A 19,646-nucleotide genomic window follows, 5' to 3' on the forward strand; every position below is an offset into this window, starting at 1 on the left:
ATATAAAAAATTGTTTATCAAATTTGTATGTGTCATCAGATAAAATTTAGGTAAAATAATCTTCAAAATAGGTTTTTAATAGTTGGTTTTCTATGCAAGGACAAGCAATGATATTAAAGAGATTTTCTAAGGTTTTATCTTGTTCAAAATCAAATGAACCTAACGATCGTTGTAAGAAATTTTCAGATTTAAGTAATGTTAAAAAGGGTGTCAATTCATTATCGACTTTCGATCGAACTGTGTACTGTAATTGTTCATACCATTTCTCATAAGAAATAATTTTGATATTTGGATGATTATTTTTAATCCATTGTAACAAAGTAGCCCATTTTATGGGGTAAGGATTAACTAAATTAAAACTATTATTTAAGGATAATTCTTGTTGAGATAAATAGACGATCGTTTTACTAATATAATCCACTGGGATAAGATTAACAAGGGCTTTCATGTCAGGAAAAGCGGATAATTGCTGACAACCTTTTAACATTCTGGGAATAAATTCAGCATTAAAAGATGAGGCAGGTTGATTAAAATTAATGATATTACTAGGGCGAAAAATTGTAACAGGAATTCCCCTCGATCGAGCTTGTAACAATAATCTTTCAGCTACATATTTACTTTTAGCATAACCTCCACATAAAAAATGTCCATCGGGGATTTCATCGGTTTTAATAAAGGTAATTTTTTCTGAAGAAAAAACATCCGTTGTGGAGATATAAAAAATAGGTTTGGTTTTATTTTTACAGGCTAATTTAATTATTTCTTTTGTGCCGTTTACATTGGCATTTCTTAAAGAAGCGTAAGGATAAACGATATTTACCCAAGCACCACAATGAAAAATTAAGTCTATTTCTTGGGCTAATTGCTCTATTTTTTCTGAAGATAAACTTAAATTTCTTTCAGCTAAATCTCCGATAATAGGAATAATTCGATCGAGATATTTTTCCTGCCAAAGATTATTATTAATCAATTTATTTTTGATTCTATCTAAACCATCTTTTTCATTTTTTCCTCTTACTAAACAATATATTTGATAATCAGTATTAATTAAAAGTTCCGATAATAAATATACCCCTAATACTCCTGTTGCCCCCGTCAAAAAAGCATTACAATTCTTTTGATTATGAATCAATTTATTTTCAGGAAAAATATTTGAAGGTAAAATCGAATCATACTTAATTAAATTTAATTCATCTTTAGATAAGTTAATGGATTTCTTAAAGGGAATATGTTTAACTAAAGAGTGAATAGTAGTATTTTGTAAAAATTGATCAATGGAAATATTTGAGTTAAAATAAGTATTAATTTCATCTATGACTATAATTGCCTTTAAAGAATCTCCTCCTAAATCAAAAAAGTCATCATTAATGCCTATATAATCAACGCTAAAAACATTTTGCCAAATATCAACTAACTTAATTTCTATGGGATTTGTCGGCTCTATATAAGCGGTTTTACGGGGATTTTCTTGAGGAGGTAAAGGTAAAGATTTTCGATCGATCTTACCATTTAAAGTTTGAGGAAATTCGGTTAAAATTATGAATTTAGAAGGAATTTCATGGACAGGTAATTTTGTTTTTAAATATCCTAAAATAGCAGGAATGATTTGTTCATTTTCCGTAGGAATTTTTAAAGTAATATAAGCAATTAATCGTTGATCTTCTGTACTAAATTTATGTAAAATAACAACGGCTTTATTAATATTAGGATGCTTCTCTAAAGTAGCTTCAATTTCCCCTAATTCGACACGAAAACCCCTAATTTTAACTAATTGATCATTTCTACCGACAAATTTTAATTGTCCATCAGGCAAATATACCCCAATATCTCCCGTTTTGTACATTTTTGAGTTGAGGTTATCACTGAAAGGATTAACTAAAAATCTTTCGGCGGTTAAGTCTTGACGGTTGCGATAACCCCTCGCAATACCTGCCCCTGTTAAGTATATTTCTCCCAATTGCCCTTCCCCGACAATTTGCAACTTATCATCTAACAAAAAAACTTCCGTTTGAGAAATGGGCTTACCAATGGGGGGAATATCGTCATAGCCTCTGGGAATGAGCGCAACGGTGGAAAAAGTGGTATCCTCAGAAGGTCCATATAAGTTAAATACCTGTTGGATATGTTTAAACAAGTAAACTTGTTGAACAATATTATTCGATAAGGCTTCTCCTGCAAGGTTTACGGTGGTTACGGAGTTTGGAATACCATTAATTTTACATATAGATGCGATCGCACTGGGTACAGTATCAATGAGGGTGACTTGCTTGGCGTGGGGAGATTCGGGAAGATGTAAAATATTATCGACTAAAATGACTGTACCGCCAACACTCAAGGGTGCAAAAATTTCAAATATCGATAAATCAAAACAGATAGAAGTGGAAGCTAAAACCCCTTTTAGTTGTGAAAAAGAGTAAAAATTTATTGCCCAATTAATAAAAGCAACGGTGTTTTTATGGAGAATTTCCACACCTTTAGGGATGCCTGTTGATCCAGAAGTATAAATAATATAAGCTAGTTTATTATCATCTAGTAATAATTCTATTTTTTCGATCGAACCTTGATTAATAGTATCTTTATTTTTATCTAAATTAACCATGATACCTGTATAATCAGGTAAATTATTTTGTAGAGATTCTTGGGTAATAATTACAGATAATTGAGAGTCATTAATCATAAATTCTAACCTATTTTTAGGATAGCTAGGATCAAGGGGCACATAAGCAAATCCTGCCTTTAAAATACCTAGTAAAGAAATGATTAAATTAGCTTTTCTTTCTAAACAAACTCCGACAATAACTTCTTGATTTTTATCTATATTTAAACTATGTAAATAATGAGCTAATTGATTAGATTTTTGATCTAATTCTTCATAGGTAAGAGCTTCATTCTCCGTTAAAACAGCATAGTTTTTTAGATAGTTTTTGTTAATATTTTCAAAAAAGTTTTGAACATAAATAATATTAGTCATTACCGATAAATAGTTAAAGTATTAATATTTCGATCGCCTTGTCTTTCGTAAGCAAATTCATCGACTCCATCAAAAGCCAAAAATATTCCTAAACCGCCAATTTGTCTTTCTTCTAAAGGAATCTCGATGGTTTCTTCTTCTGATTCTAGTTTAGTTCTAGGATCAAATGCTATACCACAATCAATAATTTTAAATTCGATCGAATTTTCCGTGATTTGACACTCTAAAATAATATCACCAGTAGCATTAGATTCTGCATAGCCATAACTAATAATATTAGTCGCTAATTCATCAATGGCAAGACGTAATTTATATATCTTTTTTTTTTCTAAATTAGCTGATTTTGCCGAATTTACCACAAATTCGGTGATAGTTTTGAGAGAATCTAACGTAGCCGAAACCGTCATTTTTTCAAGCATAATAAATAATTATTGTTATTAATTTAGGAAAAAGGCAACAGAGAAAAATCTGCAAAAAAACACACTTGATAAGTAGAATTGGTTAAAGAATTAACTAACTTTCGATCTAAAGTTAATAGTGGAGCTTTAACTTTTTCAGAAAGAGCTACATAAGCTCCATCATAGGCTGAAATTTGGTAATTACAAGCAATTTGAAAAGCATCTGACATTAACTCTGATGTAGAAACATTGATTAAGGGAAAAGCTTTTACGATCGCTAAATCGGATTGAAATTGAGTGTTTGAATAAATTCCAGCACGAATGTACTTCCAAAATATATTAGTTATTTCAATGTAAAATAAATCAGGGATATAAATTTCTGTTTGAGGGTTGTACAGAGTATCAAAAAGTTGTCTAACTTTTGGGGTAAGGGGATCATCAATAAATCGTTTAATTCCAATATTAGCATCTATAACACACCGTAAAAAATTACTCATCTTTCTCGATCCTCTCTGATTAATGCGGTACTGTCAGGAAGTCCATAATCTTGAGGATTAATACGGGAAATACTATCAATTTGATCTTGTAATTGCGGTACGCTTTTGCACTTGTTTTCCCAAGTACGATCGATTTCAGGAGAACTCAAAAATTTTATGGAAATTCGAGGTTTTTCGATTGCTTGTTTTAAAATAGAGAGCAATTTATCATTAATAGATTGAGTGTTTTGTTCAGCAAGTACTTGAATCTGCGCGATTAATTCATCGGGAACATTTTCGATAATTATTGTTGCCATATTTTTACCTCATTATTAAGATCAAGCATTATTAGCAAATATAGCATTTCCATAGAATTTGAAAGAATTTGCCCTCCTCTAACCCTAATTATTCACTATTCACTATAAACTATTCACTTATTCGTAGGTTTCTTGAATAATTAAACTGTGATGAAGTCCCGTTTTTTTGATTGTATCTATAATCATTTCATCGGCGCCAACGACATAAACATCAACCCCTGCGCCCATTTTTTGTTTAGAAAAGACTAATACCCTTAAACCAGCACTAGACATAAATTCTAAATCATTCATCACCAATACTAATTTTGTAGGCTCGGAAGCGGCGGCTTCTTCAATTTTAGTTTTAAAATCACCCGCATTACTACCGTCTAATTCTCCTGCTAAAATGATTTTTGCTACGTCATTTTCGATGACTAAATTAATATCTAATGCCATTGTTTTTACTCCTGTTATTATTGTTTAAATTCAATATTTGCAATATTCCTAATTCTTAATTCTTAATTCTTAATTCTTAATTCTTCATTCTTCATTCTTAATTCTTAATTCCTCATTATTTTGCTACTAGAATGATAGTCGATCGATCGCCCACTAAAATCCCTTGCTGATTATCTAACAAAGGCTCACCTCCCACAGTATAACTATCATTAGGGGAAGGCATACCAGTATTCACAGATAAGTACCATTTGCTGGGTGCTGGAGGTTGAGGTAACTCAAACCAAAGGGTTTCCCAATGGGCATTAATAGCAACATAAATATAGTTATCTTGAACTGTGCCACCCTTAGCGTGTTTACCACACAGCATAAAGGCGCTCGTCTTACTCAAAGGCGACCAATCTGCATACCAAGCCTTGACTCCATGCCAACTAATATCAGGGTAGTTACTACCGACATAATCAAGGTTTTGGAAATGCCCTGTATTTCTTAACACGGGGTGAGCTTTGCGAAAATTAATGCAATTTTTGGTAAATTGGAATAAATCGTTATTTTGCTTCAATAAATCCCAATTAAGCCAGTTTAGCTCGTTATCGTGGCAATAGGTGTTATTATTGCCGTGTTTCGTGCGTCCCATTTCATCCCCCATGAGCATCATCGGTACACCCTGAGATACCATGAGGATGGCGATCGCATTCTTAATTTGTTTACGGCGTAAGACATTAATGCCAATGTCCTCGGTTGCCCCTTCCCAACCACAATTCCAACTATCATTATCATTACTACCATCGTTATTATTTTCCCCGTTGGCATCGTTATGTTTATAGTTATAAGAAACCATATCCATTAAAGTAAAACCATCATGGGCGGTAATAAAGTTAATAGAAGTGGCAGGCGCTCTACCTGCACCAGCATACAAATCGGGCGAACCTTGTAACCGTTGGGCTAAATCTCCAATTGTGCCGTCTCCTTTGATGAATTTGCGCACACTATCTCTATATTTACCATTCCATTCTCCCCAACGTCCATAGGCTGGAAATGAGCCAACTTGGTATAAGCCACCAGCATCCCACGCTTCAGCAATGAGCTTACATTTGGCTAAAATAGGGTCAAATGCAAGGGTTTCTAACAGGGGAGGATTGGCAAGGGGAGCCCCCCAAGGATCGCGCCCTAAGATGGACGCTAAGTCGAATCTAAAGCCGTCTATGTGGTATTCTGAAGCCCAATAACGAAGGCAATCTAAGACGATACCTCGTACGATGGGATTGTTACAATTAAGGGTATTACCGCAACCACTAAAGTTGAAATAATAGCCTTCGGGAGTGAGCATATAATAGGTTTTGTTGTCGATACCTCGAAAAGAAATCGTAGGGCCTTTTTCATTACCTTCGGCGGTATGATTGAAAACTACGTCTAAAATAATCTCAATGCCGTTTTTATGTAATTCTTTGACAAGATTTTTCAATTCGTCAACCTGCATCCCGAATTTACCTGTGGCGGCGTATCCTGCTTTGGGGGCAAAAAAGCCTACGGTGCTATATCCCCAATAGTTATAAAGGGTTTCTCCTGTTTCGGGGTTGGGGCGACTATTTTCAAATTCGTCAAATTCAAACACGGGCATGAGTTCGATCGATGTCACCCCCAACTCTTTAAGATAGGGTATTTTATCGATAATCCCCAGGGAAGGGAATTTCTGCGAAAGGTTGGGGTGCGTGTTTTTCAAATAACACGAGGGTGCAAGAGGTGGCATGACTGGAAAAAATGGAGAAGTTAACGCCTCCGGGTACAAAACTTGTTCCAAAAGGGTAAGGATTTCCCCGTCTGAGTTTAAATTTTTCGTGGGTATGAGTGGGATGAATGTCAATTCTTTGCATGGTTTTGCGATAATAGATGGTATATCATAATACGCCTTGAAATGAGTGAAGCTGTTGACGAGATATATCCTAACATAAAACTTGACAAAATCAATGATTTATGTATCTGTTTATTAACTAAATCAATTTAGCTAATTTTAAATCAATTTTTACTACTATCTTCTGTCTCCTAGAATTTAAGCTAATCAGCTAGAAATTGATTTCTAGTAATCTAGTCTTTTATGTTTATTACTTTTTTTCACAGTATTCTAATAATCCTTGACAGGAATCTAAGAGTAAGTCAATGACATAATCAAATCCTGATTCTCCACCGTAATAAGGATCAGGAACTTCTTGATCTTTAAATTTTGTGGTAAAATCACACATTAATTTAATTTTGTCTTTATATTTTCTAGTGCGATCGCGCAGCGCCGTTTCACGATCGAGCCTTAAAATATCTGCATAATTAGATTTATCCATTGCCAAAATTAAATCATAGTATTCCAGATCAAAATCTTCAATTTGTCTAGCTTTTCCCTTTAATTCAATGCCTCTTTTTTTAGCGGCTAACTGCATTCTTTGATCAGGAGAAGCTCCAATATGGTATCTTGATGTACCAGCAGAATCACACTCAAATTTTTCTGTTAAGCCTTCTTTTTCAATCAAATAATTCATGATGTTTTCTGCTGAAGGCGATCGACATATATTACCTAGACAAACAAAAAGTAACTTAGTTTTTTCCATAATCAAATTTAGCAATATCTCAAAAATTCCTCATTCCTGATTCCTAATTTTACATTCCGGGTAAGCCTAAATTACCAGTTAAAGATTCCATTCTTTCTCTCATAATATCCGTAGATTGTTGATAGGCATCTTTAACAACAGCGGTAACTAAAGTTGATAATTCTTCCGCACTTTTGCCCACTAAGGCTTCTGGTTTAATATCTATACTAATGGGTTTTTGATCTCCAGTAACCTTCACGATGATAAAACCGTCTTCGCTTTGCGCTTCAATTTCCATCGCCTCTAATTCTTCTTGAAGTTTTTTGGCATCTTCTTGTATTTGTTGAGCTTTTTGAAAGGCGGAAGCTAATTCTTTCATTTTGCCTAAGCCGAAACCAAATCCTTTTCCTTGATTATTCATATTTTTTTAGTTGATATTTTCAATATTATAGATTAACAATAAATGTTGATACTGCTTAAACAAAGTATCTTTTTATCTCACGCAAAGGCGCAAAGGCGCAAAGACGCAAAGAAAGACGCAAAAAATTTTACGTTGAGTAGCAATCCTTTATCTTAGCTTATGGGTTGCACCGCAGAAAGAGAAAATCCTTTTTTGTTTAATTCTTCGGTTAAGGCAAAATTATTTTTTACTCTATCGACAAATAATACTCCATTAAGATGATCCATTTCGTGTTGAATCACTCTCGATAATAACCCCATGGCTTTCATTTTTTGCTGTTTCCCATACTCATCTTTATACACCACTTCGATCGATCTTGGACGAGTCACCTCTAAAAAAACACTAGGAATACTTAAACATCCTTCTTCCATCACACATAAATCTCTACTCATTTTTTTGATTTCAGGATTAATCAAAATCATCGGCGGTGTATCTGGATTATCTGGTTGACAATCAATGACAATTATCTGTTTATGAATACCAATTTGAGGCGCGGCTAAACCGATACCGTTTTCGCTATACATGGTTTGCAACATTTCCTTCGCTAATTGTCGAATACTATCATCTACTTTTGCCACTCTTTTGGCAGGTTGACGCAATACTTTATCTCCTAAATAGTGCATTTCCAAAGGAGATTTATTTAATTTTTCTTTTTCTATCAAGTTTACAGTCATAACTTAATTGTAAATTAACAATAATTTTTTTCAATATGAAACTATAATAAAATCTTAACCTGATTTTTGTCCTATTCGATCGATCTCAAGGAATAATTCACAATATATGGTGTATAATATGTATTAACTGCACTAGATATACTCACCATCGGATGTAGAAGAGCCATAATCTTATATTGATGAAAGTATCTAATAGAAATATAACTTTAACAAAAAGGGCTTTAAAAGATGGGAAAAAAATTAATAATTAGGGTCTGCTGAAAAAGTCTTTTGATGAAGGTAGGAGATAGGAGTTAGGAGACAGGAGATAGGAGAAATACTGAAACATCAAGGTTTTGATGCTGTTAATAGATAGAATGAGTATAGTTGTATTTAAAAAAATAAGGTTAAAAGTGTTGAATTTTTGAATAAAAATCCTTAAAACTGCACACTTTTTGATTAATGTATTATGCCTAAACTGTTGATTTTAATAGCTTTCTGATTTATTCAGCAAACCCTAATTATGGCTTAAAAAATCAAGTAAAAAACTGATAGGCATATTAAAAATTAATCCTTATCAAAATCATTCTTTAATATTAAAAATTGTTTAATTTAGTAGGGCGAAACTTACCCTTTTTTAATGAGGTTTTAGGGGAATTAATCTGCTAATTAAAAAATTCTAAACCTCAATTAAATTAATACTACTAGGATTAGGTAATGATTCTCCAGTAGCTTCATAAGCCAAAATTAAAGACTCTAATGCTTCCTCACCATTAGCTACCGCTTCGGCATAAGTATCACCGTGAGTGCGCCATTTTTGCCCGATAAAATCAGGAAATCCGACTAAAAAACAGTTATCTTCATTACTCCATTCAATCACCATTTTATATTTATATTTACTCATTATTTGTCTCTTTTTTAACTTCTAAAATAGCTTGTTTAATTAATTTTTCTTGATATATTTTGGCATCAGCACCATCATTTCCTGATACAGTAATTTTGCCCAGATAATTTTCGTGTATCCAGTTAGTATGACTACCTTTGCCCGGCACTTGTTTAAAACCTGCTTGGATTAACATTTTTTTCAATTCTCTAACTTTTTTGGGCATTGTCCATATTATAGAGTTTTGTTAATAATTTTGATTATAACTTATTGGTATATAATTATCTTTTACAATAGTTCGATCATCAGCCTTATCTCAACAAATGATTTATCACGACGAGAAGTAGAAGTAGTTTAAAATAAATTAAGTAAAATACAAGAGTTGAAAACCAGAAGATGATTAAAACATCATAGAGTTCGATCAAGCAGCGCCGCCTTTGGCGATCGAACTTTTAAGACACAAATATGGATTTTCGATCGAAATTTTCCTTAAAATACTAACTTATTAAAAATCACTGATGTATAATTAATAGCTATAGCAACTTAGTTATTACTCATGGAAAACTCACCACAAATCCCTAGTTTTAAAGCCATTATCCAGCACATAGAATCTTTCCCTCTCCCCAAAACCGAAGAATCTATCCTCCTGCGCATCTTAGTGCAAACTATGGTTATTGTTGGTATTATCGCCACGGATGTCGCCGCTAGAAGCGAATTTCCTATGAGTGTTTGGGCAATTCCTTTAAGTATTCTTGGAGGGTTTATTAGTTGGAGACGCAGAAAGTTACGCAATATTAGCCTTAAATTTGGTTTAGCTATTGCCATGATCATAACCTTAGTGTTTTTTTTAGGCAATCTAGTGGAAAATATTTTTGATAATCGCTTAGTCTTAGCAGAATTTTTAGTACAATTGCAGGTTTTGCATAGCTTTGATTTACCCAGAAGAAAAGACTTAGGCTATTCTATGATTATCGGAGTAATCTTAATTGGGGTAGCCGCCACTTTATCTCAAACTTTAGCTTTTGCACCTTGGTTATTACTATTTTTACTCATTGCCATTCCTACTATGGTACTTGATTATCGATCGAGAATGGGCTTAAAAACATGGGAGACAGAATATAAACAAATTCAAAGAGAGAAAAATGTTCAGAAAAAACAACTACGGTGGCAAAACTCTCCTTTATCCCCCAAAAAACTCTTTAGTTTTGTCTTAATTATTCTTTTATTGGGCTTATCTTTATTTGCCATTATGCCCCGTTATCCGGGTTACAAATTACAAAGTTTCCCCGTCAGAGCACCTGAAGGATTACAACAAAACTTTACACCGGGCGAGAAAGATAGAGGTATTGTTAACCCCGGTTATAACCGAGATGGTACTGTAAATGATAACTTAATGGGAGAAGGTAACGGACAAGGTAGTGGTAGTGATAATTCTTACTATGGTTTTAATACTATCATTAACCAAAATTTACACGGTGCAAATATTTTACAGAAAAAAATAGTTTTGAGAATACGCTCTCAAGCCCCCGGATTTTGGCGAGTTTTAGCGTTTGATCATTATACTGGACAAGGGTGGGAAATTTCTAGGGAAAATCAAACCATCGATATTAAACGCAATCCTTGGAATTATCAATTTAACTTAGATGTACCTTTTCTTAAAAGTGACACGAGAAAAATTATTCAGACTTATACTGTAGTTTCTGATTTACCTAATATTATCCCAGTACTCAAATATCCTCAATATATCTATTTTCCCACAGAACAACTTGCTTTAGATGCTGAGGGTAGTTTACGATCGCCTGCAGGGTTAATTGAAGGTTTAACTTACACCACAGTATCACGAGTTCCCTATCGCAGTCAAACAGATTTAAAACAAGCAGGAAATTCTTATCCCGAATTAATCACAAAATATCATTTAACTATCCCCGATAAAATTAAAGCCACATTAAAACAAAAAGCCGAAGAATTATTAGCAAAATCTCCTAACAAATTAGAATCTAACTATGAAAAAGCCTTATATTTAGCCCAAGCTATTAAACAAAATTATGAGATTAAAACCGATTTTCCTTTACTCAATAATAATGACGATTTAACTTTAGCATTCTTAGAAAATGGCGGGGGTTATCCTGATCATTTTGCTACAGTGTACACCATGATGTTAAGATCGATCGATATTCCCTCCCGTTTAGTTGTCGGTTTTGGCACAGGACAATTTAACCCCTTTACAGGTTACTATGTTGTACATAACACCGATGCCCACGCCTTAAGCGAAGTCTATTTTCCTGACTATGGATGGCATTATTTTGATCCTTTACCCAGTCATGAGATCATACCACCATCCTTTGAAGATGACAACACCTTCGGAGTTTTAGGGCAATTATGGAAGTGGGTTGCCAGTTGGTTGCCTTCTCCTATTACCGCTTTTATCACAGCTTTATTCACCAAAATATTTAATACCATTACTAACCTATTTGCCTCCAGTTGGTTAGGAAAATTATGGCAATTTTTAACAGGTAGTTTTGTCGGAATTTTAATGGGATTTTTAGGCTTAATTATCCTTGCTTTTCTTAGTTGGTTAGGGTTGAATTTTGCTCAAAAATTATTGTATCGTTTAAAATTAGCTAAACTCAATCCCCTCGAAAAATTATATCGAGAAATGTTAGACTTATTAGCAGAAAAAAATTATCCAAAAAATTCGGCTCAAACTCCTCTTGAATATGCCCATAGTTTAAGAGAGTTTTTATCGATCGAACAACTAGAAATTATTATTTTAATTACCAATAGTTATGTACAATGGCGTTATGGCAATATTCCTGCTAATTTAGATTATTTACAATCACAATTTAATTTATTAAATCGTAGTTTTACCAGCAAAAATATAAGTTTAATTAGCAATTAATTTTAGAATTTACTTTTTAAAAGTAAAGATTTTATATAGAACAAATACTTAATTTTAAAAGCATTAAAATAATTTTTTCTATAGTTTCAATCAATTATTATCATGAAATCATCAATTATCCCAAAATTAAAACAACAATAGTTATGAATAAACCTTTAAATATCACCTTAAATTTACCTTCTCCATGGCTAGAAAAAATTGAAAGTTTAGCCCAAGACAAAAAACAGCCTTTAACAGACTTAATTACTGATATTATTGGTCAATATTTAGGGGATAATCTACAGAATAATAGGCTCGATCGACTGGAAAAACAAGATCAAGATTTAATTACCCGACTAACCATCTTAGAAAGTAAAGACTATGATATTGAAAATCTCAAACATCGTTTTGAAATTATGGAGAAACTCATTGCCAGTCTGCAAACTCAAGTTATCCCTCGTCCTCTCGATCGTATAGGACATTCTATCATGACCCATGAAGAAATTGAAGACGAACCCGACGAAATTCTTACAGATTTTTTAGATTAACTCTTTCTATCTCCCTCACTACTAAGAGGATAAGATAAAAAAAGAGAGTAAGGAGTAAGCCGGGTTCTGTTCCTTTGGTAAACTATTAGTAAACTAAAGGGGTAGTTATCTATCTAGGATGAACATTACTGATCACCTCAAGCGGTACACCGAAGACGAAATCGGGAAAAGATCAACCGTAATTCCTCCGACCTTGCTCCCCACCGGGGTTTACCGAGCCAGTACCTCTCGATACTGCTGGTGCGCTCTTACCGACACCTTTGCACCCTTACCCGAAAACGGGCGGTATTTTTCTGTGGCACTATCCTCACGCTCACGCGCACTGGGCGTTACCCAGCAAGTTTGATCTTTTGGGAGCCCGGACTTTCCTCAAACTAAACTTCACAGGAAAAGTTTAATTTGCAACTACCGCTCTTACTCTCTTTTCTATTCTATAATATCATAAATTGTTAAATTTTCAATTCGACTTTCTTTAGGCTTTTTTGTCTGGAAAATGGCTAATTTCTGCCGTGCCATAAAAGACAAATTCTTTATCTTTAATTCTAGCTCGATCGACCCTTAAACGAGTTCCATCTAAAACAAATTTATCTAAATCTAAGAGGTTATTAACATGATCAATTAACGCTTTCCCTAATAATTGACTGTCATTATTACCTTGATATTGAGGATTCGTAAATTGAATTTTGGTTCTACCTTCTACTTCTAAATTAGCAATAATATTAATACTAACTATTTCTGAATTAATACCAATTTTTATATCGGCTTTAATACCCAAAGATTTATCTTCATTAACAGTAATTTGAGTATTTTGAAAATGTAGTGATTGCTCTTGATATTGTAACTTTTGTAATTTATCAACAATAAAAGGAGTATTAAAAGAAGTAGTTAAATCTTCCTCCGTCAACACAATTCTCAAAGTTGCTTGAGTAGGTTGTCTTAATTTAACTTTACCACTAAAAATGGAGCTAAAATCGATAGAAATAGCTTGGAGATATAATTCCATGGCTTCGATTCTCAAACCATTATACATTAACATTCCATTACCGATGAAGTCGAAACCATCCACACTTCCTTGTAAAAGTTTAGCCACTGGTTCAACCCTGAGATTTGCTTGTAATTTGCCTGTTTTTTTAAACAAGGCTGCGATCGCCGTTGTGATAGCCTTACTGGCGATTTGATCTCCACTTTGTCCCGAAAAAGGTAAATTACCAAACACAATTGTTGTTATCGTCCTGATTTACTTTTACAATAATCCATTTTAACATTAAGAAATGTTAAAACCTGAGTAAATCATAAAATTGTTAATAAAAATCAGGTACAGGAGAAATACCGAATCTAGTTAAACAGCATAAAACAATACAGACACCAAATATGAACTCGATCGATAAAAATACGATCGTATCCCAACTTTATTGTACAACGGGGAAACCCACCAATAATTTTTTACTTGCACCGCCGAACTACGTTTCCGATACTCCTTTGATGGAATATAACATGGAAAAAGCAAAGGAATTATTAGATAATGCAGGATAGAAAGACAGTAAAGGTGACGGTATTCGAGATAAAAACGGTGTCGAAATGAAAGTAGTATTTCAAACAACCGTTAATCCCTTACGTCAAAAAAACCCAAGAAATAAACAGAGTTGGCAATCTTTAGCTTCTGCAGTAAGAAGCCCCACGTCCGTATTTTTCGGTAAAAGAACACACATTAAAATCGGCGTAGGATAAATTACGGTCAAGATTTATGATATAATTTGATTAATCGGTGCTAGAGAGATGTAGCCGTAGTCGGCGAACTCCCCGTTGTAGAAAGGCTAGAGACTACCTATCAATAAATTGATAGCCCCAATGCTTCACTGTTCCTCTTATAAGCTATAAGCGTAAATGAACAAAGGCGGGTGAAAAACTAAATAGAATTACTACCTTCGGAACGAGGGATAAAGCCTATCGCCAGAGAGTAAGACTCAATAATCTACAAAGATTAAAAAGCGTTTCTTTGGGTAGGAAGCCAACACTGTAATTTTAATTCAGTATGAGTAGTTCACTATTTTTATTTTGAATAATTTATCTCGATAAACTAGGACTCATCAAACCCGATAATAGATTTATAGACGGTGTGACATTGCCCATTCCCTAATTTTTTGACGAATTGTTCTTCTTCCTTGTAAACGATATTGATTAATAACATCTGGTATTTCTTGCACGGGTAAATCTGGAAAAACTAAACTTGATCCTGATGTTTCATAGGTTTCATCGGCTTGTAATAAATAAATATTCAACTGTTCTTCATCATAACACCACAATTCAGGTATCCCTAAACGCGCATAAATAGGAAAACGATTTAAAGATTTACTGGTAAGATCAATTTCTAAGGCAAGATCAGGAGGAGGGTCTTGGTTTAAATCATAATCTAATTTACCTCTTATTTTAGGCTCATTCTGAAAATAAAAACAGTTGTCAGGTTCAACCCCAGCCATTTTTGCCTGTTTACGCCAAGTTGTAGAGCCTAAACTTTCATAATCTCTCTCTAAAACTTCAGCAATGTCTTGAATTGCTGTACCAATATTTTCTTTAAAGTACTCGTGTTCGGGTAAAGGACTCATAATTTCTAAAGTTCCATAATCATAAGCAATCCTAGCAGAACGGATTTGTCCCAAATCTATGAGGATATTTTCAAATTGTTGCCAATCTATATTATAAAGTAAGACTCGATCGGCTCTCTTTTTGGTAAGCATCATTATTGACTTGTGAAGGGTTTACTAATATCATAACTGGATTTTTTGTTCGATCGAACGGTTATTTTTTCGTTTAAAGTAATTATAGATTTATTTTTTGAATATTAAAATATTCCATCAAAATTATGAGAAAACTAAGTAAATTTTCAATTAATTCTTATTATTTTTTGCTGTAGTTATCGATCGTCTTCACCGCTAATTTTATAGCTACCTGAGATAGAATATAGAGAAAGTAATCTGGTTAAAAATTATGACACAATCGAGCTTCAAACAAAGATACTCTTTCCCCCTTGATTCCCCCATAAAAAGATTAACTTTTGAAGAATACTTAAAGTACGAAGACAACACAGATACTAAATATGAACTTTATCGGGGGAAATTAATACCAATGGCGACACCAACAGGTTTACATACGAGAATTTGTAATTATTTAGTATATCAATTTCAAGTGTTTTTTGCCTCTGTGGAACTTAATGTAGTGGCGATTAATGATGTGGGAGTGAGAACAGGAATTGATAGTTCTCGTATCCCAGATGTTATCATCAGCACAAGGGAATTATGGGAAAAAGTGTGCGATCGCAAAGGTTCGGGAGTGTTTGATTTACAAGAGACACCGAGATTAGTGGTAGAAGTATCTAGCGAAAATTGGCGAGAAGACTATATTTTAACAAGAGCCGAATATGCTTTGATTGAAATACCAGAATATTGGATTATAGATGCGAATAAACAACGAATCAGAATTTTAACCCATCCCGAAGGGGAAGATGGTTACGAATATAATGATTTTGTATCGGGAGAAACAATTAACTCTTTGGAGTTTCCTGATTTAAGTTTATCCGTTGATGAATTACTTGCACCTCTAGTTGTAGAGGATTTAATCAAAGCACAACAGGTGGAACGTAAACAATTAGAATTACAACTAGAACAAGAACGTCAACGTGCTGAAAAGTTGGAAAGACTCTTAAGGGAGAAAGGAATTAGCATCGAGTAAAAGAAAAAGAAGAAAAGCAATAAACATAAGTTTTTTATAAATTCTTTAACCTAATACCTAATACCTAACACCTTTCCTCATCAGAAGACGATGAGACAACCCCTAATCATTAATAGTTCGGAAACCCGTACAATCAAGGTACTTGCTATGGTCATAAATTTTCGGTTAAATTAGCACTCGTAAGGTGAGAGCGCTAAAAATAAAACGACTCACTGAAAAACCATAGTTAACTAAAAAAGGAGTAAACCATCAATGGCAGCAATTACCATTAATGTATCAACAGTAAAGCCTTTAGGCGATCGAGTTTTCGTTAAAGTAAGTGAAGCAGAAGAAAAAACTGCGGGTGGAATCTACTTACCTGACAACGCCAAAGAGAAACCCCAAGTAGGAGAAGTCGTCACCGTTGGGGATGGAAAAGTAAACGATAAAGGAGAACGTACTCCCGTTGAAGTAAAAGTTGGCGACAAAGTACTTTATTCCAAATATGCAGGTACAGACATCAAATTAGGTGGCGATGACTACGTTTTACTCTCCGAAAAAGACATCCTTGCAGTAGTTTCCTAACTCCGTAAATTTCATAGTAGGTTGGGTTGAGGTACGAAACCCAAATAATCCGTTCGATCGTACCAAAAATTATTACAAATTATACAAAAAAATCAAGAGAATTGATCAATTATGGCAAAATCTATTATTTACAACGAAGAAGCCCGTCGCGCCCTTGAAAAAGGTATAGACTTATTAGCCGAAGCAGTAGCAGTTACCTTAGGACCAAAAGGACGTAATGTTGTATTGGAGAAAAAATTTGGAGCTCCTCAAATCGTTAATGACGGTGTTACCATCGCTAAAGAGATCGAATTAGAAGATCACATCGAAAATACTGGAGTAGCCTTAATTCGTCAAGCCGCTTCTAAAACCAATGACGTAGCAGGTGACGGTACAACCACCGCAACGGTATTAGCCCATGCGATCGTTAAAGAAGGTTTACGCAACGTAGCGGCTGGTGCGAATCCCATCGCTTTAAAACGTGGTATTGACAAAGCCACCGAGCATTTAGTCGAAAAAATTGCCGCTCACTCCAAAAAAGTAGAAGACAGTAAAGCCATCGCTCAAGTAGGTACAATCTCCGCAGGAAATGATAGCGAAGTAGGAGATATGATTGCCAAAGCCATGGAAAAAGTAGGGCAAGAAGGCGTTATCTCCCTCGAAGAAGGTAAATCCATGGAAACCGAACTCGAAATCACCGAAGGGATGCGTTTCGATAAAGGTTATATCTCTCCTTACTTCGTTACTGATACCGAGCGCATGGAGGCAGTATTTGAAGATCCTTTCATCTTAATTACTGACAAAAAAATTACCTTAGTTCAAGACTTAGTACCTGTTTTAGAACAAGTTGCTCGTCAAGGTAAACCTTTAATCATCATCGCTGAAGACATTGAAAAAGAAGCTCTTGCAACTTTAGTTGTTAATCGTCTTCGTGGTGTGTTAAATGTAGCGGCAGTTAAAGCTCCCGGTTTTGGCGATCGTCGTAAACAAATGTTAGAAGACTTGGCTATTTTAACTGGTGGACAGTTAATTAGTGAAGATGCAGGATTAAAATTAGATACTACTACCGTAGATCAATTAGGTACTGCTCGTCGTTTAACTATTACTAAAGATACCACTACGATCGTAGCCGAAGGCAACGAAAAAGAAGTTAAAACCCGTTGTGATCAAATTCGCCGTCAAATCGAAGAATCTGATTCTTCCTACGACAAAGAAAAATTACAAGAGCGTTTAGCTAAATTAAGCGGTGGTGTTGCAGTGATCAAAGTAGGTGCGGCTACTGAAACCGAAATGAAAGATCGTAAGCTCCGTTTAGAAGATGCCATCAACGCTACCAAAGCGGCAGTAGAAGAAGGTATCGTACCCGGTGGCGGTACAACCTTAGCTCACTTAGCTCCTGAATTGGAAACTTGGGCAACTGCTAACCTTACTGCTGAACAGTTAACTGGTGCTTTAATCGTAGCTCGTGCTTTAACTGCTCCCTTAAAACGTATTGCTGAAAACGCAGGTCAAAATGGTGCAGTAGTAGCTGAAAGAGTTAAAGAAAAAGACTTTAACACTGGTTATGATGCTTCTAACAATGAGTATGTAGATATGTTCGCCGCAGGTATCGTTGATCCTGCTAAAGTAACACGCTCTGCTATTCAAAATGCAGCCTCGATCGCAGGTATGGTATTAACTACTGAATGTATTATTGTTGACAAGCCTGAGAAAGAAAAAGCTGCAGCCCCTGCTGGTGGCGGTGACTTCGATTACTAATCCTTGAAATTGTGTTGGGTTTCATTCTTCAACCCAACCTACAAGATAAATAAATGGGTGGGCAATGCCCACCTTTTTTTTGTGTAAAAATAAATATATTATTGTTTATAATTTCGTTAACTATTGAGGATATTAAAAATGTTAGTATTATATTAATTAAGTCAAGGAGGTAGTTGTGGTCAAAATTTTTTCTCCAAAACAGCAAAATCCCAATTTTTTGTCAAATAAACTCATTGGTATAGACGAGCAAAAAAAAATATTAGAAGCCTTTTGTAATTTTGTTTGGTCACAAGATTGGCAGGAACAATCTAAAACACTTCATTTTATGTCAACCATTTTATTATATGGTCCACCCGGAACGGGAAAAACATCATTGTTAAAAGAAGTTGCTAATAATTTTGAAATAAATGGTATTAAGTATTATCGAGAAAGTTTAGACCTTTTGGTTGATAAAGAGTTAGGGGAAACATCAAAAGCAATTAAAGAGTTATTTGAGCAAATTATTGAACAGGGAAAATGTGGAAAAAAAGTATTTTTACAGTTAGATGATATAGATTCTGTGTTATCTTCTCGTTTTATGAGTAATGAATCATCAGGGGTTAGACGAGGGGTTAATACCTTCTTGATACAATTAGATGAATTATTACAAATAGATTTTGAATACACTCCCGTGATTGCCGCTACAACAAATATGTTTTCAAATTTAGATTCAGCTATTAAAAGGAGATTTTCTTTAAAGATTAAAGTTGATCCTATTTTAAATAGAATACAACTTGAGGATTTGTTGAGTCCCATTGAAAAAATAATTGGTAGTCAATTACAAATTGATTATGATTTAATAGAAAGTATTACTAAAGAAAAAAAATTTACTCCTTATGATATTATATTAGTTATGCAAAAGTTATTTTTAAATAGCTTAATTGGAAATGAAATTCAATTTCAACAGTTTATTGACGAATTAAATAGTTCTGAATCATCAAAAGTGTCTTTTGAAAAACAAGAACAGGCTTATTCTTTACTTCAATAA

General features: G+C 34.1%; 22 protein-coding genes and 1 other RNA gene. 8 read left to right on the forward strand and 15 right to left on the reverse strand.

The features are described 5' to 3' along the window. Window positions 1–46: 46 nt before the first annotated feature. From SYN6308_RS13380 to SYN6308_RS13430, 12 genes are all read right to left on the reverse strand, one after another. Window positions 47–2,971 carry an amino acid adenylation domain-containing protein gene (locus tag SYN6308_RS13380; protein WP_017294956.1) on the reverse strand — a complete coding sequence of 975 codons (2,925 nt, stop codon included), beginning with the start codon at window positions 2,969–2,971 and terminating at the stop codon, window positions 47–49. After that, window positions 2,971–3,390, reverse strand: a complete 420-nt coding sequence (locus tag SYN6308_RS13385) for an ATP-binding protein (protein WP_017294957.1) — start codon at window positions 3,388–3,390, stop codon at window positions 2,971–2,973. The genes SYN6308_RS13380 and SYN6308_RS13385 overlap by 1 nt, the downstream gene beginning before the upstream one ends. A 23-nt stretch (window positions 3,391–3,413) precedes the next feature. After that, a complete protein-coding gene (locus tag SYN6308_RS13390; protein WP_017294958.1) occupies window positions 3,414–3,866 on the reverse strand; it encodes a type II toxin-antitoxin system VapC family toxin in 453 nt (150 codons plus the stop codon). Beyond that, window positions 3,863–4,162 (reverse strand): FitA-like ribbon-helix-helix domain-containing protein, encoded by a 300-nt coding sequence (locus SYN6308_RS13395; protein ID WP_017294959.1) that lies wholly within the window; start codon window positions 4,160–4,162, stop codon window positions 3,863–3,865. The genes SYN6308_RS13390 and SYN6308_RS13395 overlap by 4 nt, the downstream gene beginning before the upstream one ends. Window positions 4,163–4,279: 117 nt before the next feature. Then, entirely contained in the window at window positions 4,280–4,597 is a 318-nt protein-coding gene (locus SYN6308_RS13400) for an anti-sigma factor antagonist (RefSeq protein ID WP_017294960.1), read from the reverse strand. A 115-nt stretch (window positions 4,598–4,712) separates the two neighbouring features. Beyond that, the gene (locus tag SYN6308_RS22460) at window positions 4,713–6,233 is read right to left on the reverse strand and encodes a glycogen debranching protein (RefSeq protein WP_202803861.1); all 1,521 of its coding nucleotides are present in this window, start codon (window positions 6,231–6,233) and stop codon (window positions 4,713–4,715) included. Between the two features lie 25 nt (window positions 6,234–6,258). Next, window positions 6,259–6,468, reverse strand: a complete 210-nt coding sequence (locus SYN6308_RS25315) for a hypothetical protein (RefSeq protein ID WP_202803862.1) — start codon at window positions 6,466–6,468, stop codon at window positions 6,259–6,261. 228 nt (window positions 6,469–6,696) lie between these two features. Next, window positions 6,697–7,191: a low molecular weight protein-tyrosine-phosphatase gene (locus tag SYN6308_RS13410; RefSeq protein ID WP_017294961.1), complete on the reverse strand. Its 495-nt coding sequence runs from the start codon at window positions 7,189–7,191 to the stop codon at window positions 6,697–6,699. A gap of 49 nt (window positions 7,192–7,240) precedes the next feature. After that, on the reverse strand, window positions 7,241–7,591 hold the full coding sequence (locus SYN6308_RS13415; protein ID WP_017294962.1) for a YbaB/EbfC family nucleoid-associated protein: 351 nt from the start codon (window positions 7,589–7,591) through the stop codon (window positions 7,241–7,243). 152 nt (window positions 7,592–7,743) lie between these two features. Next, on the reverse strand, window positions 7,744–8,304 hold the full coding sequence (gene def / locus SYN6308_RS13420; RefSeq protein WP_017294964.1) for a peptide deformylase: 561 nt from the start codon (window positions 8,302–8,304) through the stop codon (window positions 7,744–7,746). A gap of 658 nt (window positions 8,305–8,962) precedes the next feature. Further along, the gene (locus SYN6308_RS13425; RefSeq protein WP_017294965.1) at window positions 8,963–9,187 is read right to left on the reverse strand and encodes a type II toxin-antitoxin system HicB family antitoxin; all 225 of its coding nucleotides are present in this window, start codon (window positions 9,185–9,187) and stop codon (window positions 8,963–8,965) included. Continuing rightward, entirely contained in the window at window positions 9,180–9,392 is a 213-nt protein-coding gene (locus SYN6308_RS13430; protein ID WP_017294966.1) for a type II toxin-antitoxin system HicA family toxin, read from the reverse strand. The genes SYN6308_RS13425 and SYN6308_RS13430 overlap by 8 nt, the downstream gene beginning before the upstream one ends. Window positions 9,393–9,722: 330 nt before the next feature. Between SYN6308_RS13430 and SYN6308_RS13435 the strand changes: the two genes are divergently transcribed. Together SYN6308_RS13435 and SYN6308_RS13440 are read left to right on the forward strand one after the other, a co-directional pair. Then, window positions 9,723–12,065: a transglutaminase TgpA family protein gene (locus tag SYN6308_RS13435; protein WP_017294967.1), complete on the forward strand. Its 2,343-nt coding sequence runs from the start codon at window positions 9,723–9,725 to the stop codon at window positions 12,063–12,065. Window positions 12,066–12,208: 143 nt separating this feature from the next. Next, a complete protein-coding gene (locus SYN6308_RS13440; RefSeq protein ID WP_017294968.1) occupies window positions 12,209–12,592 on the forward strand; it encodes a hypothetical protein in 384 nt (127 codons plus the stop codon). A gap of 39 nt (window positions 12,593–12,631) precedes the next feature. Here the strand turns inward: SYN6308_RS13440 and rnpB are convergent. Both rnpB and SYN6308_RS13445 read right to left on the reverse strand, forming a co-directional pair. Further along, window positions 12,632–13,014, reverse strand: an RNA gene (rnpB, locus tag SYN6308_RS23645) — RNase P RNA component class A. Window positions 13,015–13,064: 50 nt separating this feature from the next. After that, entirely contained in the window at window positions 13,065–13,829 is a 765-nt protein-coding gene (locus tag SYN6308_RS13445; RefSeq protein WP_202803909.1) for an LmeA family phospholipid-binding protein, read from the reverse strand. Window positions 13,830–13,963: 134 nt separating this feature from the next. On the opposite strand from SYN6308_RS13445, the gene SYN6308_RS25145 reads away from it, so the two are divergent. Further along, the gene (locus SYN6308_RS25145) at window positions 13,964–14,125 is read left to right on the forward strand and encodes a hypothetical protein (RefSeq protein ID WP_017294970.1); all 162 of its coding nucleotides are present in this window, start codon (window positions 13,964–13,966) and stop codon (window positions 14,123–14,125) included. A 45-nt stretch (window positions 14,126–14,170) separates the two neighbouring features. Beyond that, window positions 14,171–14,320, forward strand: a complete 150-nt coding sequence (locus SYN6308_RS25150; protein ID WP_192816137.1) for a hypothetical protein — start codon at window positions 14,171–14,173, stop codon at window positions 14,318–14,320. A 377-nt stretch (window positions 14,321–14,697) separates the two neighbouring features. On the opposite strand, the gene SYN6308_RS13455 is transcribed toward SYN6308_RS25150, so the two are convergent. Next, the gene (locus tag SYN6308_RS13455) at window positions 14,698–15,327 is read right to left on the reverse strand and encodes a Uma2 family endonuclease (protein WP_017294971.1); all 630 of its coding nucleotides are present in this window, start codon (window positions 15,325–15,327) and stop codon (window positions 14,698–14,700) included. A 250-nt stretch (window positions 15,328–15,577) separates the two neighbouring features. On the opposite strand from SYN6308_RS13455, the gene SYN6308_RS13460 reads away from it, so the two are divergent. The 4 genes from SYN6308_RS13460 to SYN6308_RS22465 all read left to right on the forward strand — a co-directional run bounded on the left by SYN6308_RS13460 (window position 15,578) and on the right by SYN6308_RS22465 (window position 19,646). Beyond that, window positions 15,578–16,318 carry a Uma2 family endonuclease gene (locus SYN6308_RS13460; protein ID WP_017294972.1) on the forward strand — a complete coding sequence of 247 codons (741 nt, stop codon included), beginning with the start codon at window positions 15,578–15,580 and terminating at the stop codon, window positions 16,316–16,318. Between the two features lie 252 nt (window positions 16,319–16,570). Beyond that, the gene (groES, locus tag SYN6308_RS13465) at window positions 16,571–16,882 is read left to right on the forward strand and encodes a co-chaperone GroES (RefSeq protein ID WP_017294973.1); all 312 of its coding nucleotides are present in this window, start codon (window positions 16,571–16,573) and stop codon (window positions 16,880–16,882) included. Between the two features lie 111 nt (window positions 16,883–16,993). After that, window positions 16,994–18,619 carry a chaperonin GroEL gene (gene groL / locus SYN6308_RS13470; protein WP_017294974.1) on the forward strand — a complete coding sequence of 542 codons (1,626 nt, stop codon included), beginning with the start codon at window positions 16,994–16,996 and terminating at the stop codon, window positions 18,617–18,619. A 175-nt stretch (window positions 18,620–18,794) separates the two neighbouring features. Next, window positions 18,795–19,646, forward strand: a complete 852-nt coding sequence (locus SYN6308_RS22465) for an ATP-binding protein (protein WP_017294975.1) — start codon at window positions 18,795–18,797, stop codon at window positions 19,644–19,646.

The sequence above is a fragment of the Geminocystis herdmanii PCC 6308 genome (genome assembly GCF_000332235.1).
GTDB classification, from domain to species: Bacteria; Cyanobacteriota; Cyanobacteriia; order Cyanobacteriales; family Cyanobacteriaceae; genus Geminocystis; species Geminocystis herdmanii.

Coding starts and splice junctions, on each gene's coding strand:
- SYN6308_RS13380 (WP_017294956.1), bottom strand. CDS start 2,971: ATGACTAATATTATTTATGTTCAAAACTTTTTTGAAAATATTAACAAA.
- SYN6308_RS13385 (WP_017294957.1), bottom strand. CDS start 3,390: ATGCTTGAAAAAATGACGGTTTCGGCTACGTTAGATTCTCTCAAAACT.
- SYN6308_RS13390 (WP_017294958.1), bottom strand. CDS start 3,866: ATGAGTAATTTTTTACGGTGTGTTATAGATGCTAATATTGGAATTAAA.
- SYN6308_RS13395 (WP_017294959.1), bottom strand. CDS start 4,162: ATGGCAACAATAATTATCGAAAATGTTCCCGATGAATTAATCGCGCAG.
- SYN6308_RS13400 (WP_017294960.1), bottom strand. CDS start 4,597: ATGGCATTAGATATTAATTTAGTCATCGAAAATGACGTAGCAAAAATC.
- SYN6308_RS25315 (WP_202803862.1), bottom strand. CDS start 6,468: ATGCAAAGAATTGACATTCATCCCACTCATACCCACGAAAAATTTAAA.
- SYN6308_RS13410 (WP_017294961.1), bottom strand. CDS start 7,191: ATGGAAAAAACTAAGTTACTTTTTGTTTGTCTAGGTAATATATGTCGA.
- SYN6308_RS13415 (WP_017294962.1), bottom strand. CDS start 7,591: ATGAATAATCAAGGAAAAGGATTTGGTTTCGGCTTAGGCAAAATGAAA.
- def (WP_017294964.1), bottom strand. CDS start 8,304: ATGACTGTAAACTTGATAGAAAAAGAAAAATTAAATAAATCTCCTTTG.
- SYN6308_RS13425 (WP_017294965.1), bottom strand. CDS start 9,187: ATGAGTAAATATAAATATAAAATGGTGATTGAATGGAGTAATGAAGAT.
- SYN6308_RS13430 (WP_017294966.1), bottom strand. CDS start 9,392: ATGCCCAAAAAAGTTAGAGAATTGAAAAAAATGTTAATCCAAGCAGGT.
- SYN6308_RS13435 (WP_017294967.1), top strand. CDS start 9,723: ATGGAAAACTCACCACAAATCCCTAGTTTTAAAGCCATTATCCAGCAC.
- SYN6308_RS13440 (WP_017294968.1), top strand. CDS start 12,209: ATGAATAAACCTTTAAATATCACCTTAAATTTACCTTCTCCATGGCTA.
- SYN6308_RS25145 (WP_017294970.1), top strand. CDS start 13,964: ATGAACTCGATCGATAAAAATACGATCGTATCCCAACTTTATTGTACA.
- SYN6308_RS25150 (WP_192816137.1), top strand. CDS start 14,171: ATGAAAGTAGTATTTCAAACAACCGTTAATCCCTTACGTCAAAAAAAC.
- SYN6308_RS13455 (WP_017294971.1), bottom strand. CDS start 15,327: ATGCTTACCAAAAAGAGAGCCGATCGAGTCTTACTTTATAATATAGAT.
- SYN6308_RS13460 (WP_017294972.1), top strand. CDS start 15,578: ATGACACAATCGAGCTTCAAACAAAGATACTCTTTCCCCCTTGATTCC.
- groES (WP_017294973.1), top strand. CDS start 16,571: ATGGCAGCAATTACCATTAATGTATCAACAGTAAAGCCTTTAGGCGAT.
- groL (WP_017294974.1), top strand. CDS start 16,994: ATGGCAAAATCTATTATTTACAACGAAGAAGCCCGTCGCGCCCTTGAA.